The organism is Bizionia saleffrena, from assembly GCF_008086175.1.
GTDB classification, from domain to species: Bacteria; Bacteroidota; Bacteroidia; order Flavobacteriales; family Flavobacteriaceae; genus Bizionia; species Bizionia saleffrena.
Genome location: NZ_VSKM01000008.1, coordinates 51,429 through 68,293 on the forward strand (window position 1 = coordinate 51,429; position 16,865 = coordinate 68,293).

At 35.5% G+C, this 16,865-nt stretch carries 24 protein-coding genes; 2 read left to right on the plus strand and 22 right to left on the minus strand.

Annotated elements, in window-relative coordinates; genetic code table 11:
• Nucleotides 1-11 precede the first annotated feature (11 nt).
• The 22 genes from rpsE to rpsL form a co-directional block, all read right to left on the minus strand.
• On the minus strand, nucleotides 12-536 hold the full coding sequence (gene rpsE, locus ES676_RS08940; RefSeq protein WP_148369982.1) for a 30S ribosomal protein S5: 525 nt from the start codon (nucleotides 534-536) through the stop codon (nucleotides 12-14).
• Between the two features lie 6 nt (nucleotides 537-542).
• Nucleotides 543-899 carry a 50S ribosomal protein L18 gene (gene rplR, locus ES676_RS08945; protein ID WP_148369983.1) on the minus strand — a complete coding sequence of 119 codons (357 nt, stop codon included), beginning with the start codon at nucleotides 897-899 and terminating at the stop codon, nucleotides 543-545.
• 10 nt (nucleotides 900-909) lie between these two features.
• Entirely contained in the window at nucleotides 910-1,452 is a 543-nt protein-coding gene (gene rplF, locus ES676_RS08950) for a 50S ribosomal protein L6 (protein WP_148369984.1), read from the minus strand.
• A gap of 18 nt (nucleotides 1,453-1,470) precedes the next feature.
• Nucleotides 1,471-1,869: a 30S ribosomal protein S8 gene (gene rpsH, locus ES676_RS08955; RefSeq protein WP_148369985.1), complete on the minus strand. Its 399-nt coding sequence runs from the start codon at nucleotides 1,867-1,869 to the stop codon at nucleotides 1,471-1,473.
• Nucleotides 1,870-1,932: 63 nt separating this feature from the next.
• Nucleotides 1,933-2,202: a 30S ribosomal protein S14 gene (gene rpsN, locus ES676_RS08960; RefSeq protein WP_148369986.1), complete on the minus strand. Its 270-nt coding sequence runs from the start codon at nucleotides 2,200-2,202 to the stop codon at nucleotides 1,933-1,935.
• 3 nt (nucleotides 2,203-2,205) lie between these two features.
• The gene (rplE, locus tag ES676_RS08965) at nucleotides 2,206-2,757 is read right to left on the minus strand and encodes a 50S ribosomal protein L5 (RefSeq protein WP_148369987.1); all 552 of its coding nucleotides are present in this window, start codon (nucleotides 2,755-2,757) and stop codon (nucleotides 2,206-2,208) included.
• Nucleotides 2,758-2,759: 2 nt separating this feature from the next.
• The gene (gene rplX, locus ES676_RS08970; protein ID WP_148369988.1) at nucleotides 2,760-3,071 is read right to left on the minus strand and encodes a 50S ribosomal protein L24; all 312 of its coding nucleotides are present in this window, start codon (nucleotides 3,069-3,071) and stop codon (nucleotides 2,760-2,762) included.
• Between the two features lie 12 nt (nucleotides 3,072-3,083).
• Nucleotides 3,084-3,452, minus strand: coding sequence for a 50S ribosomal protein L14 (gene rplN / locus ES676_RS08975; protein WP_148369989.1), 369 nt, complete (start codon nucleotides 3,450-3,452; stop codon nucleotides 3,084-3,086).
• 2 nt (nucleotides 3,453-3,454) lie between these two features.
• Nucleotides 3,455-3,712 (minus strand): 30S ribosomal protein S17, encoded by a 258-nt coding sequence (gene rpsQ, locus ES676_RS08980; protein ID WP_006988541.1) that lies wholly within the window; start codon nucleotides 3,710-3,712, stop codon nucleotides 3,455-3,457.
• 12 nt (nucleotides 3,713-3,724) lie between these two features.
• Nucleotides 3,725-3,916 carry a 50S ribosomal protein L29 gene (gene rpmC, locus ES676_RS08985; RefSeq protein WP_148369990.1) on the minus strand — a complete coding sequence of 64 codons (192 nt, stop codon included), beginning with the start codon at nucleotides 3,914-3,916 and terminating at the stop codon, nucleotides 3,725-3,727.
• Between the two features lie 13 nt (nucleotides 3,917-3,929).
• Nucleotides 3,930-4,349: a 50S ribosomal protein L16 gene (gene rplP / locus ES676_RS08990; protein WP_148369991.1), complete on the minus strand. Its 420-nt coding sequence runs from the start codon at nucleotides 4,347-4,349 to the stop codon at nucleotides 3,930-3,932.
• A 20-nt stretch (nucleotides 4,350-4,369) separates the two neighbouring features.
• The gene (rpsC, locus tag ES676_RS08995; protein WP_148369992.1) at nucleotides 4,370-5,092 is read right to left on the minus strand and encodes a 30S ribosomal protein S3; all 723 of its coding nucleotides are present in this window, start codon (nucleotides 5,090-5,092) and stop codon (nucleotides 4,370-4,372) included.
• A 7-nt stretch (nucleotides 5,093-5,099) separates the two neighbouring features.
• Complete coding sequence (gene rplV, locus ES676_RS09000; protein WP_148369993.1) at nucleotides 5,100-5,507, minus strand: 50S ribosomal protein L22; 408 nt, start codon at nucleotides 5,505-5,507, stop codon at nucleotides 5,100-5,102.
• A gap of 6 nt (nucleotides 5,508-5,513) precedes the next feature.
• A complete protein-coding gene (gene rpsS / locus ES676_RS09005; RefSeq protein WP_148369994.1) occupies nucleotides 5,514-5,792 on the minus strand; it encodes a 30S ribosomal protein S19 in 279 nt (92 codons plus the stop codon).
• A gap of 3 nt (nucleotides 5,793-5,795) precedes the next feature.
• Nucleotides 5,796-6,620, minus strand: a complete 825-nt coding sequence (rplB, locus tag ES676_RS09010; protein ID WP_148369995.1) for a 50S ribosomal protein L2 — start codon at nucleotides 6,618-6,620, stop codon at nucleotides 5,796-5,798.
• Nucleotides 6,621-6,630: 10 nt separating this feature from the next.
• Nucleotides 6,631-6,921: a 50S ribosomal protein L23 gene (rplW, locus tag ES676_RS09015; RefSeq protein ID WP_092133874.1), complete on the minus strand. Its 291-nt coding sequence runs from the start codon at nucleotides 6,919-6,921 to the stop codon at nucleotides 6,631-6,633.
• 7 nt (nucleotides 6,922-6,928) lie between these two features.
• Nucleotides 6,929-7,558 carry a 50S ribosomal protein L4 gene (gene rplD, locus ES676_RS09020; RefSeq protein ID WP_148369996.1) on the minus strand — a complete coding sequence of 210 codons (630 nt, stop codon included), beginning with the start codon at nucleotides 7,556-7,558 and terminating at the stop codon, nucleotides 6,929-6,931.
• On the minus strand, nucleotides 7,558-8,175 hold the full coding sequence (gene rplC / locus ES676_RS09025) for a 50S ribosomal protein L3 (RefSeq protein ID WP_148369997.1): 618 nt from the start codon (nucleotides 8,173-8,175) through the stop codon (nucleotides 7,558-7,560). The genes rplD and rplC overlap by 1 nt, the downstream gene beginning before the upstream one ends.
• A gap of 260 nt (nucleotides 8,176-8,435) precedes the next feature.
• Nucleotides 8,436-8,741: a 30S ribosomal protein S10 gene (rpsJ, locus tag ES676_RS09030; protein WP_008992279.1), complete on the minus strand. Its 306-nt coding sequence runs from the start codon at nucleotides 8,739-8,741 to the stop codon at nucleotides 8,436-8,438.
• An 11-nt stretch (nucleotides 8,742-8,752) separates the two neighbouring features.
• Nucleotides 8,753-10,879, minus strand: a complete 2,127-nt coding sequence (gene fusA / locus ES676_RS09035; protein ID WP_148369998.1) for an elongation factor G — start codon at nucleotides 10,877-10,879, stop codon at nucleotides 8,753-8,755.
• Between the two features lie 6 nt (nucleotides 10,880-10,885).
• Complete coding sequence (rpsG, locus tag ES676_RS09040; RefSeq protein ID WP_148369999.1) at nucleotides 10,886-11,362, minus strand: 30S ribosomal protein S7; 477 nt, start codon at nucleotides 11,360-11,362, stop codon at nucleotides 10,886-10,888.
• A gap of 21 nt (nucleotides 11,363-11,383) precedes the next feature.
• Nucleotides 11,384-11,758: a 30S ribosomal protein S12 gene (gene rpsL / locus ES676_RS09045; protein WP_092133886.1), complete on the minus strand. Its 375-nt coding sequence runs from the start codon at nucleotides 11,756-11,758 to the stop codon at nucleotides 11,384-11,386.
• A 180-nt stretch (nucleotides 11,759-11,938) separates the two neighbouring features.
• Here rpsL and ES676_RS09050 point away from each other — a divergent pair, with 180 nt between their 5' ends.
• Together ES676_RS09050 and ES676_RS09055 are read left to right on the plus strand one after the other, a co-directional pair.
• Complete coding sequence (locus ES676_RS09050) at nucleotides 11,939-13,633, plus strand: BamA/TamA family outer membrane protein (protein WP_246130338.1); 1,695 nt, start codon at nucleotides 11,939-11,941, stop codon at nucleotides 13,631-13,633.
• Nucleotides 13,634-13,751: 118 nt separating this feature from the next.
• On the plus strand, nucleotides 13,752-16,865 hold the full coding sequence (locus tag ES676_RS09055) for a SusC/RagA family TonB-linked outer membrane protein (protein WP_148370001.1): 3,114 nt from the start codon (nucleotides 13,752-13,754) through the stop codon (nucleotides 16,863-16,865).

Genomic DNA, 16,865 nt, shown 5'->3' on the forward strand with positions numbered 1-16,865 from the left:
TGCTTTAAATATTAACTGTTAAAAACTTTTTCTAAAGAAATCCCTCTTTCACGAGCAATTGTTTTCGCATCTCTTAACTGTAGTAAAGCATCAAAAGTTGCTTTTACTACGTTATGTGGGTTTGATGAACCTTGTGATTTAGATAAAACATCATGTACTCCTACTGCCTCAAGAACTGTTCTTACAGCTCCACCAGCGATAACCCCTGTACCAGGCGCTGCAGGAATAATGTTTACTCTCGCTCCACCAAACTTACCTTTTTGTTCGTGTGGTAATGTTCCTTTCACTAAAGGAATACGTACTAAGTTTTTCTTAGCGTCTTCGATGCCTTTAGCAATTGCACTAGCTACATCTTTAGATTTACCTAAACCGTGACCTACTACTCCTGCTTCGTCTCCTACAACAACAATTGCCGAGAAACCGAAAGCTCTACCCCCTTTAGTTACCTTTGTTACCCTTTGTACACCAATTAAACGATCTTTAAGATCTAATCCACTTGGTTTTACTAACTCTGCACTTTTGTATTTATGATACATAATTTCTTAGAATTTAAGTCCTGCTTCTCTAGCTCCTTCAGCTAATGATTTTACTCTACCGTGATATAAATAACCGCCTCTATCAAAAGCGATTGTTTCTACACCTGCCTTCAAAGCTTTTTCAGCAACCGATTTACCTACCAAAGTAGCGATATCAGCTTTGCCTCCTGTTGCAGCACTAATGTCTTTATCTCTTGAAGATGCCGCGCTGATAGTTTTACCAGTTACGTCATCGACCAATTGAGCATAAATTTCTTTATTACTTCTAAAAACAGATAATCTTGGCTTTGATTCAGTACCAGAGACAATTTTACGAATTCTGTTTTTAATTCTTATTCTTCTTTCGTTTTTTGTTAACGCCATAACTTAATTATTAAGCTGATTTACCTGCTTTTCTTCTTAACTCTTCACCTACAAATTTAATTCCTTTTCCTTTGTAAGGCTCTGGTGGTCTAAAGCCGCGAATCTTCGCTGCGATTTGCCCTACCAATTGCTTATCATGAGAAGTTAATTTGATAATTGGATTTTTACCTTTATTTGAAACTGTTTCAACTGATACTTCTGGTGCTATACTCAAAACAATGTTGTGAGAAAACCCTAAAGCCATTTCTAGTTTTTGTCCTTGGTTACTTGCTCTGTAACCAACACCTACTAGTTCTAGTTCTTTAGTCCAACCTTTAGAAACTCCTTCTATCATATTATTTACTAAAGCTCTGAATAAACCATGTTTGGCTTTGTGATCTTTAATATCAGATGTACGTGTAACTATAACTTTTCCTTCTTCAACCTTTAAATCTACAGCATTGAAATTTTGAGTTAATTCTCCCAATTTTCCTGTTACTGTGATTACGTTATCTTTTACTTCTACAGTAACCCCTTCTGGAATTACTACTGGATTATTTCCTATTCTTGACATTTCTTCTCCTTTTTTAGATTAGTAAACGTAACATAAAACTTCACCACCAACATTTTCTCTTTCTGCTTGTTTACCTGTCATAACACCGTGAGATGTTGAAACTATGGCAATACCAAGACCGTTAAGAATACGTGGTAAGTCGCTTGAACTAGAATATTTACGTAAACCAGGTTTACTTATTCTTTGGATCTTTCTAATTACAGGTTCTTTAGTATCCTTATTATACTTAAGAGCTATTTTAATAGTTCCTTGTACTTTTGAATCATCGAACTTATAACTTAAAATATATCCTTGATCGAATAATATCTTAGTAATGTCCTTTTTTAAATTTGATGCAGGTATTTCAACTACTCTATGGTTAGCACGCACAGCGTTTCTAACTCTAGTAAGGTAATCTGCAATTGGATCTGTATACATGTGTATTTATTTGCGGACTTGGTTTTTAAGTTTGCTTCTTAAACCTTAGTCCAATTTATAATTCTACCAGCTTGCTTTTCTAACTCCTGGTATTAATCCTTGGTTCGCCATTTCTCTAAACATTACACGAGAAAGACCAAATGTACGCATATAACCTCTTGGTCTACCCGTTAATTTGCATCTATTGTGTAGACGTACAGGTGAGGCGTTTTTTGGCAACTTTTGTAATGCTTCGTAATCTCCAGCTTCTTTCAAAGCTTTACGTTTCTCTGCATATTTAGCTACTGTTTTAGCTCTTTTCACCTCGCGGGCTTTCATTGATTCTTTAGCCATAACTTAGTTTTTTTGAAAAGGTAACCCTAATTCAGTTAATAATGATTTTGCTTCTTTATCCGTATCGGCTGTTGTTACAAATGTAATATCCATTCCTGAGATTTTATTAACTTTGTCAATATTTATCTCTGGAAAAATAATTTGCTCAGTAACTCCTAAATTGTAGTTACCTCTACCGTCGAATCCAGTTGCTTTAATTCCATTAAAATCTCTTACACGAGGCAAGGCTGAAGTAATTAAACGGTCTAAAAAGTCGTACATTTTTTCACCACGTAAAGTTACTTTAGCGCCAATTGGCATTCCTTTACGTAATTTAAATGTTGCAACATCCTTTTTAGACAACGTTGAAATAGCTCTTTGTCCTGTTATAGACGTTAGTTCCTCCACTGCGTGATCCACTAACTTTTTGTCTGCTACTGCAGCACCAACACCTTTAGATAAAACTATCTTAGTTAGTTTTGGTACTTGCATTACATTACTATAACCAAATTCTTCTGTAAGAGTTGCAATTATTTTGCTTTTATACTCTTCTTTGAGTCTAGGTGTATATGCCATAACTATATTACTTCATTAGATTTTTTAGAAAATCTTACTTTCTTATCTCCTTCTACTCTGTAACCTACACGTGTCGCTTCTCCTTTCGAAGTTAACAGTGATAGGTTAGAGATTTGAATTGGAGCTTCTTTTTCCACGATTCCTCCTTGAGGATTTTGCGCGCTAGGTTTAGTATGTTTTTTAACCATATTAATACCCTCTACGATCGCTTTGTTGTTATCTGTCAATACTTTTTGTACAACACCTTCAGATCCTTTGTGATCTCCAGCTATTACTTTTACAGTATCCCCTGATTTTATTTTAAGCTTTGTCATCTGATTTATCAATTAAAGCACTTCTGGTGCTAATGATACAATTTTCATGAATTGTTTATCACGAAGTTCTCTAGCAACCGGTCCAAAAACACGCGTTCCTCTCATTTCCCCTGTAGGGTTTAAAAGGACACAAGCGTTATCATCAAATCTTATATAAGATCCGTCTGGACGTCTCACTTCTTTTCTAGTACGAACAACTACTGCTGTTGAAACGGCTCCTTTTTTAATGTTTCCATTAGGAGTCGATTCTTTAACTGTAACAACAATTTTGTCTCCTACAGAAGCATATCTTCTTTTAGTACCACCTAGAACACGTATAGTTAATACTTCTTTTGCCCCAGTGTTATCTGCTACTTTTAGTCTTGATTCTTGTTGTACCATAATTACTTCGCTCTTTCAATTATTTCAACTAATCTCCAACATTTAGATTTACTTAAAGGTCGTGTTTCCATGATCTTTACTGTATCTCCAATGTTACAGTCGTTTGTTTCATCGTGCGCAACATATTTCTTTGTCTTTAACACGAATTTACCGTACATAGGATGTTTTACTTTTTTCACTTCAGCAACTACAATTGATTTTTGCATTTTGTTACTAGTAACTACTCCTATACGTTCTTTTCTTAAGTTTCTTTTTTCCATCATTAAGCAGAATTATTGTAATTCTCTTTTAGTTATTTCTGTTGCCAATTTCGCTACATCACGTCTTACAGAGCGTAATTGAATTGGGTTCTCTAAAGGAGATATTGCATGTGCCATTTTAAGGTCTGAATAACTCTTTTTTGTTTCGCTAAGTTTCTCTTGTAACTCAGCTACAGATAATTCTTTAATTTCTGATTGTTTCATAACATCAAATAAATTATGCTTCGTAATCTCTAGCGGTTAAAAACTTAGTTTTTACAGGTAATTTTTGGGCTGCCAATCGAAGCGCTTCTTTAGCAACTTCTAACGACACTCCTCCTACTTCGAAAAGTATTCTACCTGGTTTAACTACTGCTGCCCAATATTCTACGGCTCCTTTACCTTTACCCATACGTACTTCTAGAGGTTTCTTTGTAATAGGCTTGTCTGGAAATATCTTAATCCAAAGTTGCCCCTCTCTTTTCATGTGACGAGTAGCTGCAATACGAGCTGCTTCTATTTGACGCGAAGTTAAAAAGTTCGAATCTAGTGATTTTATTCCAAAGGTACCGTTTGAAAGTTGGGTTCCTCTTCCCGAGTTCCCCTTCATACGGCCTTTTTGCATTTTACGAAATTTTGTTCTTTTAGGCTGTAACATTTTTTCTTTTCTTTAAAAAATTACTTTCTACGACGAGATTGGTTTTTATTATTTCCACTTGCACGCCCACCTTTTCCTTGCTTCTTAGATAATCCAACAAGAGGAGAAAGTTCTCTTTTACCATATACTTCACCTTTCATGATCCACACTTTAACACCTAATCTACCATAAGTAGTATGTGCCTCAACAAGTGCATAGTCAATATCGGCTCTAAAAGTTGATAAAGGAATACGTCCTTCTTTGTAGTGTTCAGAACGCGCCATTTCAGCGCCATTTAAACGACCACTAATTTGGATCTTAATTCCTTCAGCGTTCATACGCATTGTTGCCGCGATAGCCATTTTAATTGCACGTCTGTAAGAGATTCTGTTCTCAATTTGACGGGCAACACTTGAGGCTACTAAGAATGCGTCAAGCTCAGGTCTTTTTATTTCAAAAATATTAATCTGAACTTCTTTACCAGTAATTTTCTTAAGTTCTTCTTTTAACTTGTCTACCTCTTGACCGCCTTTACCAATAATGATACCTGGACGAGCCGTTGTGATAGTAACGGTTACAAGTTTTAAAGTTCTTTCGATAATTACTCTACTTACACTAGCTTTAGATAAACGCGCGTGAACGTATTTTCTGATCTTATCGTCTTCGGCAAGTTTATCACCATAATCGTTTCCCCCATACCAGTTAGATTCCCATCCTCTGATAATTCCTAAGCGATTCCCGATTGGATTTGTCTTTTGTCCCATATCTATCTTAGCTTTGTGTATTGTTTTTAGCTCCTACCACAATTGTTACGTGGTTAGAACGTTTTCTAATTCTGTGTGCACGACCTTGTGGCGCTGGACGCAATCTTTTTAACATTGATCCGCCATCCACTGTAATCTCCTTAACAAAAAGTTCTGCTTCTTCGATGCTTTCGTCTTCGTTTTTTGTTTGCCAGTTAGCGATAGCTGATACTAACAACGTTTCTAAACGATTTGATGCTTCTTTAGAACTAAACTTTAAAATGTTAAGTGCTTTTTCTACGCGTTCACCTCTTACTAAATCGGCTACTAAACGCATTTTTCTCGGTGATGTAGGACAGTTATTAAGTTTTGCAAAAGCGATTTGCTTTTTACCTTCCTTGATAGCGTCTGCCATTTGTTTTTTACGACTTCCCATAGCTTACTACTTTTTACCTTTATTTTTAGCACCAGAGTGACCTCTAAAAGATCTTGTTGGTGAAAATTCTCCTAACTTGTGACCTACCATATTCTCTGTTACGTAAACAGGTACGAATTGGCGACCGTTATGCACTGCTATTGTTTGTCCAACAAAATCTGGAGTAATCATACTGGCTCTAGACCATGTTTTAATTACTGTCTTTTTGTTAACTTCTACGTTAGCAGCAACTTTTCTCTCTAGCTTATAATGAACGTAAGGTCCTTTTTTTAGTGATCTTGACATATCTTATTTCTTTCTACGTTCTACAATATATTTATTACTCGCTTTTGTTTTAGAACGGGTTCTATAACCTTTAGCAGGTATTCCATTTCTAGAACGTGGATGTCCACCAGAAGATTTACCTTCACCACCACCCATTGGATGATCGACTGGGTTCATTACTACTGGTCTTGTACGCGGTCTTCTACCTAACCATCTACTTCTACCAGCTTTTCCTGAAACTAATAATTGATGATCTGAGTTAGATACTGCTCCTATTGTCGCCATACACGTAACCAAGATTAATCTTGTTTCACCTGATGGTAATTTAATAGATGCAAATTTACCGTCTCTTGCCATTAATTGTGCAAATGATCCAGCGCTACGAGCCATAACAGCTCCTTGACCTGGACGTAATTCAACACAAGATATAATAGTTCCTAAGGGAATAGTCGCTAGAGGCATAGCGTTTCCAATTTCTGGAGCACTACCTTCGCCTGCAACCACGGTTTGTCCAACTTGTAAGCCATTTTGAGCAATGACATAAGTTTTCTCACCATCTTGGTAATTTAACAACGCAATAAACGCTGTTCGGTTAGGATCGTATTGAATTGATTTCACTTCAGCAGGAACTCCTACTTTGTTTCTTTTGAAATCAATGATACGGTACCTTTTCTTATGACCACCACCTATGTAGCGCATAGTCATACGACCTTGACTGTTTCTTCCACCTGAACGTTTTTTCGGAGCTAATAAACTCTTCTCCGGCTTATCAGTAGTGATGGCGTCAAATCCATTTACTACTCTAAATCGCTGTCCTGGTGTGATTGGTTTTAATTTTCTTACTGACATTTGTTTTTAATTACATGTTAGTGTATAAATCAATTATCTCACCTTCCGCCAGTTGTACAATTGCTTTTTTAAGAGCATTTGTTTTACCATGTTGAATACCAGTTTTTGTAAACTTAGTTTTTCTATCTGGACGGACATTTATAGTACGAACTTTTTCAACAGAAACGCCATAAGCAGCTTCCACCGCTTTTTTAATTTCTACCTTGTTCGCCTTGGTATTCACGAAAAAACTGAAGCAGTTGTTTAACTCACTGTTTGCAGTTGCTTTTTCTGTGATTATAGGTTTAATTAAGATACTCATTGTTTCTCTATTTACTTAAATTCGTTTCAATTCCTTCTAAAGCACCTTCTAAAAGGATTACTCTACTTGCATTTAAAATCTTGTAAGTGCTTAATTCTGAACTAGTTATAACTTCAGAACCTTTTAAATTACGTGAAGACAAATATACATTATTATTTGAATCACCCAACACAAACAGAGATTTTTTATTCTGTAAGTCTAAAGCCTTTAATACGTTAGTGAAGTTTTTTGTTTTTGGTGCGTCGAAATTAAAATCTTCTAATACCATAATTGACTTCTCACCCGCTTTGATACTCAATGCCGATCTACGTGCTAAACGCTTCAACGTTTTATTAAGTTTCATTGTGTAGCTTCTAGGTCTTGGGCCGAACATACGTCCACCACCTCTAAACACACCAGACTTAATACTACCTGCTCTTGCAGTACCTGTTCCTTTTTGCTTCTTAATCTTACGTGTACTTCCAGAAATCTCAGCTCTTTCTTTCGATTTGTGAGTTCCTTGTCTTTGGTTTGCTAAATATTGTTTAACATCCAAATATACAGCGTGATTATTAGGCTCTATAGCAAAAACACTGTTAGAAAGGTTTGCCTTTCTACCTGTTTCTTTTCCGTTTATATCTAAAACTGCTATTTCCATTACTTTCTAATAATTACATAAGCGTTTTTGTGTCCAGGTACACACCCTTTAACAACAAGTAGGTTCTTTTCAGCAACTACTTTTAAAACTCTTAAATTTTGAATTTTTACTGAGTCTCCACCCATTCTTCCTGCCATACGCATTCCTTTGAATACACGTGCTGGATAAGATGCAGCTCCAATTGATCCAGGTGCTCTTAAGCGGTTATGTTGACCGTGAGTAGCTTGACCTACACCACCGAAACCATGACGTTTTACAACCCCTTGAAATCCTTTACCTTTTGATGTTCCTGAAACATCTACAAATTCACCTTCTGTGAAATGCTCTACAGTGATTGCATCACCTAAATTGTACTCCTTATCAAAACCTTGAAATTCTACGATTTTGCGTTTTACAGAAGTTCCTGCCTTTTTAGCGTGACCTAGGTCTGCTTTAGTAGCACTTTTTTCTGTCGCGTCATCGAAACCAAGTTGAACAGCTCCATAGCCATCAACTTCTTCAGTTCTGACTTGGGTAACGATACATGGTCCAGCTTCGATTACTGTACATGGAATATTCTTTCCATTCTCGTCGAAGATGCTGGTCATACCGATTTTTTTTCCAATTAACCCAGACATAATTATTGTTTATTATATTATAGACAACTCGCGATTTGTCCATTTTATTTTTTCTGTGATTAAGTCGCGACTTAACCCTTATTAAAATACAAGGCCGAAAATACATTTTCAGCCTTGAATTGTATTTTTACCGTTTTTCCTTAACCAGTCGTTAAGGACATGTAGATTTCTGCAAAAATAGAAATCTCTTCTTAGATACCCTAAATAAATTTAGGTTATTTTAAATAAGCGTCTTAAGTGTTACCTGCGGACTATTTTACTTAAACTTTAATCTCAACTTCTACGCCACTTGGTAATTCAAGTTTCATTAAAGCGTCAATTGTTTTAGAAGATGAAGAGTAAATATCTAATAATCTCTTGTAAGAGCTTAATTGAAATTGTTCTCTTGATTTCTTATTTACGTGTGGTGAACGTAATACAGTAAAAATTTTCTTATGAGTTGGTAACGGGATTGGCCCTGTCACTACAGCTCCTGTACTTTTTACTGTCTTTACAATCTTCTCAGCAGACTTGTCTACTAAATTATAATCGTAAGATTTTAATTTTATTCTTATTTTTTGACTCATTTCCTTAAGATTTACGATTCAGTGCCTTTAGCAGCTTTGATTACTTCTTCTGATATATTTGAAGGGGTTTCAGCGTAATGTGAAAACTCCATTGTTGATGTTGCACGTCCTGAAGACAATGTTCTTAATGTTGTTACATAACCAAACATTTCTGATAAAGGTACAGTCGCTTTTACAGTTTTTGCTCCGGCTCTGTCTCCCATATCACTTAATTGTCCACGACGACGGTTTAAATCTCCTACTATGTCACCCATATTTTCTTCAGGAGTAATTACCTCAAGTTTCATAATAGGTTCCAGTATAACAGCTTTTGCTGCTTTTGCAGAATTTTTAAATCCTAATTTAGCTGCTAATTCGAATGATAATTGATCCGAATCGACATCATGGTAAGATCCATCCTTTAAAGTTACTTTCATTGAATCTACTTCGTAACCTGCAAGTGGTCCATTAACCATAGCCATTTTAAATCCTTTTTCAATAGAAGGGATAAATTCCTTAGGAACGTTACCACCTTTAATTGTAGACAAGAACTGTAATCCAACAACACCTTCATCTGCTGGTCCAATAGTAAATACAATATCGGCAAACTTACCACGACCACCAGATTGTTTTTTGTAAACTTCTCTGTGTTCCGCAACTTGTGTAATAGCTTCTTTGTATTCAACCTGTGGCTGACCTTGGTTTACTTCCACTTTAAACTCACGACGTAAACGGTCTACAATGATATCTAAGTGAAGCTCACCCATTCCTGATATAATTGTCTGACCTGAATTTTCATCAGTTCGTGCTGTAAACGTAGGATCTTCTTCAGCTAATTTAGATAACGCCATACCTAATTTATCAACATCTGCTTTAGTTTTTGGCTCTACCGCGATACCAATTACTGGATCTGGAAAGTCCATAGACTCTAAAACAATAGGATGTTTCTCATCAGACATCGTATCACCCGTTTTAATATCTTTAAACCCTACTGCCGCTCCAATATCTCCTGCCTCGATATAATCAATAGCAATTTGTTTGTTGGCGTGCATTTGGTAGATACGAGAAATACGCTCTTTTTTACCTGAACGGTTATTCAAGATGTACGAACCAGCATCTAAACGACCTGAATACGCACGAAAGAATGCTAAACGTCCTACGAAAGGATCGGTAGCAATTTTAAACGCTAAAGCAGCAAAAGGCTCTTTAATATCTGGTCTACGTCTTTCTTCTTTATCTGTGTTTGGGTTAACTCCTATTACACTTTCTCTATCCATAGGAGAAGGTAAGTAACGACAAACAGCATCTAATAAAAATTGTACACCTTTATTTTTAAATGACGACCCACAGATCATAGGAATGATTGCCATATCCATTACAGCAGCTCTAAGTGCAGCGTGCACTTCTTCTTCTGTAATAGAATCTTCATCTTCCATGAATTTTTCTAGTAAGTTTTCATCATAACTAGCTACTTCTTCGATTAAGAAGGCACGATGTTTACGTACTTCCTCTTTCATTTCTTCTGGAATAGCAACAACATCAAATGTAGATCCGAAGTTGTCATCATGCCATACAATAGCTCTGTTTTTTACTAAATCAACGATACCTCTAAAATCTTCTTCTTCACCAATGTTTAAAACTATTGGCACAGCGTTAGATTTTAACATATCCTTTACTTGCTGACACACTTCTAAAAAGTCTGATCCTTGACGGTCCATTTTGTTAACGAAACCAATTCTAGGAACTTTATAATTATCGGCTAATCTCCAGTTTGTTTCAGATTGTGGTTCTACACCATCAACAGCACTAAATAAGAATACTAAACCATCTAGCACACGTAATGAACGATTTACCTCTACAGTAAAATCTACGTGGCCAGGAGTATCAATAATATTAAAGTGATAGTCTACTGCCTCAGCTGTTGGCTCTCCATTTTCTTTAGGAAATGTCCAATCACAAGTTGTTGCGGCAGACGTAATTGTAATACCACGTTCTGCTTCTTGCTCCATCCAGTCCATTGTAGAAGCTCCATCATGAACTTCTCCAATTTTATGAGATACACCTGTGTAAAAAAGAATACGCTCTGTTGTTGTTGTTTTACCAGCATCAATATGAGCAGCAATACCTATGTTTCTTGTATATTTTAAGTCTCTTGCCATTTCTTATTAAAATCTAAAGTGAGAGAATGCTTTATTTGCTTCAGCCATCTTATGAGTATCTACTCTTTTCTTAACCGCCGCTCCTTCTTCTTTAGCTGCTGCTAAAATCTCTGAAGCTAAACGTTGCGCCATCGATTTTTCATTTCTTTTACGTGAATAGGTAATTAACCATTTCATCGCTGTTGAAACCTTACGATCTGCTCTAATAGGATTAGGGATCTGGAATGTTGCACCACCAACTCTACGACTACGTACTTCTACGTGAGGCATAACGTTAGATAAAGCATCTTTCCAAGTTTCTAAACCTGTTTTTTCTTCGTCTGTTTTCTTTGACTCTACGATATCAATTGCATCGTAAAATACTTTAAAAGCTACTGACTTTTTACCGTCCCACATCATCATATTGACGAAACGTGTTACCAACTGATCGTTAAACCGTGGATCTGGTAAAAGCGGTCTCTTTTTTGCTGCTTTTTTTCTCATGTCTTCTTCTTAAAGTTTTAATTACTTTTTAGGGCGTTTTGCACCATACTTAGATCTACGTTGCGTTCTTCCTTCAACACCTGCGGTGTCTAAAGCGCCACGAACAATGTGATATCTAACTCCTGGTAAATCTTTTACCCTTCCACCTCTAACCAATACTATCGAGTGCTCTTGTAAATTGTGTCCTTCTCCAGGGATGTAAGCATTTACTTCTTTACCATTTGTTAACCTTACACGCGCTACTTTACGCATCGCTGAATTTGGTTTTTTTGGTGTTGTTGTGTAAACACGCGTACATACCCCTCGTCTTTGAGGACACGAATCTAAGGCAACCGATTTACTCTTCTTGGTTATTTTGGTTCTTCCTTTTCGTACTAATTGTGAAATTGTTGGCATATATTTTTATATATAATTTTACGTTACCTCTGTTTAAGAGGGGTGCAAATGTATGCATTTTAATTAATAATTCAAATCATAACTAATTAATTTTCAATAGAATTTCAAAAAAACAGCTTCTTTATAACATTCCATTAGTTTTTTCCATTAATTTTATACCCGTTTAAAATGACTGTGTTAGTGAAAAAAAAACCTCTTGTATTCCTTATTATTTTTATAATCCTTTCGTCAACGTCGGTAGCCCAAAACCTATACTTAGAAGTGACAGGAGAAACAGATTCTATTACTGAGATTTTAAAAAACTACAGTACCTTAAAAAAATTTCCAGAGGCCTCTGCGGTTTTAGATGCTCTAGGCAGCTTAAAAGAATCTCTTTATAACGACGGTTATATTAATCACACCCTTATTAATAACTCCAAAAAAAACGATAGTACGTTTGCATATCAAGTTCGGTTGCATTCAAAATACGAATACATCACGATTACATTTAATAAGAATACGATTAATCCTAAGGAGGTGAAACACATTTCAAAGTTAGTAACCGAAAACGAATTTACTATTCCCTTTCAAGACATCGAAGCGACTTTAGATTTCCTCACTATTAAAGTTTCAAAAAACGGATTCCCCTTTGCGCAATTAAACCTTGAAAACATTTCAGCTAAAAACAAAAACACGCTACAAGCCGAATTAAAAATTAGTAATACTACAGAAAAAAGAAAACTAGATGCGATCGTTGTTAAAGGCTATGAAAAATTCCCTAAATCCTATTTGAGACGTTTTTTAAAAATAACCCCTCAAAAAAGTTTTAATATAGAAACCATTAAAAAAAAGCTAAATGGTTTAAACAATCTTCGTTTTGCAAAACAAATTAAAGACCCAGAGGTATTATTTAGTAAAGACTCTACAACTTTATACCTCTATCTTGAAAAAACCCAAAGCAATGCTTTTGATGGGTATTTAGGATTTAGTACCAATGAGGAAACTAACACTCTAGAATTTAACGGTTTTATAAATTTAGACCTTAATAATAATTTTAATTTTGGCGAATCTTTTGCGCTTCATTATAAGAGTACCGAAAATGAACAGAAAACTTTCGATGTTGCTTTAAACCTTCCCTATTTATTTAACACTCCTATTGGCACCGAATTCGAATTAAACATCTTAAAGAAAGACTCGTCGTTTACTACCGTGAAACAAAGTGCTAAAGTATTTTATCAGATAGATACAAAATCGCGCTTTTTTTTAGGAATTGATACTTACACCTCCAATAGTTTATTAAAAAATCCAGTTTTTACGACTACCGACGATTATACCACCAACTTTTACACGTCGAAATATACTTTTGAAAACAGAAACGCATCCGATCTACTCTTCCCTATAAACACTTATTTCGCATTAGAAGCTGGGTTAGGCAAAAGAACACGAGACAACACCGGCGAAAAACAGACCAAACTAGCTGTAACGACCTTTCATAATATTAAATTTAACGCTCAAAACAGTTTTTTTGTTAAAGTGAGCGGTGCTTTATTAAATACTAAAAACCATTTGGAGAACGAATTATTCCGTTTTGGAGGTATAAACTCCATTCGAGGCTTTGCGGAAGAAAGTTTGTTAGCTACAAAATTTGCAGTGATTAATACCGAGTACCGTTACCGATTAAGCAAGACCATCTATGCGCATAGCATTATAGATTATGCGACATTAAATAATACACTTACCCAACAAAAAAACAACTTATATGGCTTTGGTATTGGTTTTGGTATTATAACAAGAGCTGGGGTATTAAAATTAAATTATGCTAATGGGAAGACAGAATCTCAGGAATTCGAATTCTCAAACTCCAATATTCATCTCAGTTTATCTTCCTTTTTCTAAGTATCTGCAGAAATAATACACGTTTTTTTAAAGTTTTTTGAAATTTTAACCAATAAATATTGTTTTATTAACTTTTTATTATGATTTTTGGCCTAGACTAATTCAAATAAAATATAAAATGAAAACAAAGTTTAGTGGAATTTTAACGCTGTTTCTAGCGTTTGTTGTGCAACTCACGTTCGCACAAGAAAAATCAATTTCAGGAACGATTTCCGATGAAAACGGACTACCGTTACCTGGAGTAAATATTGTTATTAAAGGCACTACCAGTGGTACGCAATCGGATTTCGACGGAAACTACGCGATATCTGCAAGCACAGGCGATGTTATTTCTTACTCATTTGTAGGATATAAGAGCGTTGACAAAACTGTAGGTGCAGCTAACACAATTAGTTTTACAATGGAAGTAGACGTAGCAGCTATCGACGAGGTAGTTATTACGGCGCTAGGTATTAAACGTAAGAAAGACGAGGTAACAACCGTTTATCAAACTGTTAGTACTGAAGAACTGGCTAAAGCTAACAACCCTAGTGTTGTAAACAGTTTATCAGGTAAAGTATCTGGTTTAACTATTTCTCAAACTAGTAATGGTGTTTCTGGAGATAGCAGAATTGTTCTTCGTGGTAACCGTTCGATCTCAGGTAACAATGAGGCTTTAGTGGTTATTGATGGTGCAATTTCTAGCACAACCTTTTTAAATGCTTTAGATCCAAACCAAGTGGAATCTTTAAACGTAATTAAAGGTGCTGCAGGTTCTGCATTATACGGATCGCAAGGTTCTAATGGTGTAATTGTAGTTACTACTAAGAAATCAACAAAAGGTGGAAAAATGACTATTCAAGTGAATAGTTCTATCGATTTTGAAAGTGTCGCTTATGTTCCAGAAAAACAGACCCGTTATGGTCAAGGATGGGATTTAGGAAATGGTTTCGAAAACGTTATCTACGAAAACGGTGGATGGGGTCCAGAATTTGACGGAGAAATGGTTCCTGTTGGATTACCTCAAGCTGATGGTTCGTTCGTAATGGCTCCTTACTCAAGTAGAGGAAGTGACAGTATGAAAGAATTTTTTCAAACAGGTATAACAAGACAAAACTCTATCTTATTCTCTTCTGGTGATGAAGACGGATACCTTACTTTAGGTGCTAGAAATATCTTGAATGAATTTATTATTCCTGGTGATCAAAGAAAAAGAAATACACTTACTTTAAATACAGGTAAAACTGTAGGTAACTGGAGTGTTGGAGGTAATCTTATTTACACAAATACTTCTGTTGAAAGACATAATGGTGATTTAAATACACAATTATTACAATCTGCATCAAACATTCCTGTTACTGCATTTGAAAACTCTGGAAACGAAGGAAACTGGAATGCTTATTTTACAAATCCTTACTGGAATCTTGCTAATCAACGTTCTGAAGGAGAGTCTAATAACTTAAGTTTAACTGGAGATTTAGGATACAAAGTAAACGATAACATCTCTTTTAAATTATTAAGTAATGCTAGAATTAATACTAGCCAAAGTTTATCGTACCAAAATGGTTATACAGAGCCAAAGGAGATCATTGACAATACAGGAGGAAATAGATCATTAATTTCTCAGGTAGACATCCGTAATGATAGAAGTAGTCAGTACTATACCGATTTCTTTATGAATTTAGATTATATGTTAACCGAAAAAATATCTTTTGGAGCTAACATAGGTTTAAACAACCAATACTTTAAAAATGCTTTTGTAAGAGCTGGTGGTAATGGTTTAACGGTAGATGGTATTTATACTATTCCTAACCTTTCTAGTGGACCAAGTTCTGAACTTCTCGGAGATAATTTACCAAGAACAACAGATTATAGAAGTTCTAATTCTAGAATTGGTGCTTTTGCTAACTTAGATTTTGGTTACGAAGATTTCTTATTTGTAACATTAACAGGGCGTAATGACTGGTCATCTACTTTAAATAAAGCTAACCAATCATTCTTCTACCCTTCTATAAGTGGTTCTTTTATCCCTACTAAAGCATTCGATAATTTTGGTGGTGATGTATTAAACTACATGAAAGTAACTGCAGCCTATGTGAAAATTGGTAACGATGGTGGTGTTGGTCCTTATGCTATTCAGCAAACGTACAACACAGCAGGTGGTTTCCCTTTTAACGGTCAAAACTCTTTTGTTGTAGATCAAACTATTACAGATCCTTTTCTTCAGCCTGAGTTTACAACCACTGCAGAAGTTGGTTTATCTCTTGGTTTCTTAAAAAACCGTGTTACTTTAGATGCGAGTTATTCTAGCTTTAACACGACAGATCAAATTGTAAGAATTAATACTTCAGATGCTTCAGGTTTAGCTAATACAAGAATTAATATTGGAGAAACTAAAGGATACGCTTTAGAATTTGATTTAGGTCTTAAAGTATTAAAGAGTGAAGATTTTAAATGGGATGTTAACGTAGGCTATTCTACGACAGACAACGAAGTTGTTAAAGTATCAGACCAAGCAAAACAAGTATCTCTTGGTGGTTACACAGGGCGTGCTGAAGTATTTGCTATAGAAGGTGAAGCTTTCCCAGTAATTCAAACAAATTCTTACGAGAGAGATCCTCAAGGAAGAGTTATTATTAATTCTGCAGGAAATCCTACGGAAGCAGCTGGTTTAAAAATTGCTGGTAGAACGACTGCTAAACACATCGTTAACTTAAATACGAATTTTACGTATAAAGCTTTTACTTTATCTGCTACTATGGATTACAGAACAGGACATGTGTTCTATTCTCATCACAAGGAAAACATAACATGGTCTGGTCACGCAGTTGAAACTGCTCAAGGTGGTCGTGGTGCGTTTATTTGGCCAAACTCTGTAGTAGAAACATCTCCTGGTGTTTATGCAACGAATACATCTGTGCCTTCTGGAGGAACCACAGCTGGTTCTTACATTAACTTCTTTGGTAACTATAGAAGTATTGGAGAAAACAACATAGTGGATGCCACTGCATTTAAAGTGAGAGAATTATCATTATCTTATGAATTGGACAAAAAATTCTTAAAGAATACAATGATTACAGGTTTAAGAATTAGTGCTAATGCTAGAAACCCATTTACAGTTTTACCATCTGAAAACAGAGGGTATAGTGATCCAGAATCTGGATTTTCAACTGGAAATGCACAAGGTATTACAGAACAGTCGGCTTTACCACCAACAAGAACTTTTGGTTTAGGTCTTAACTTAACATTTTAA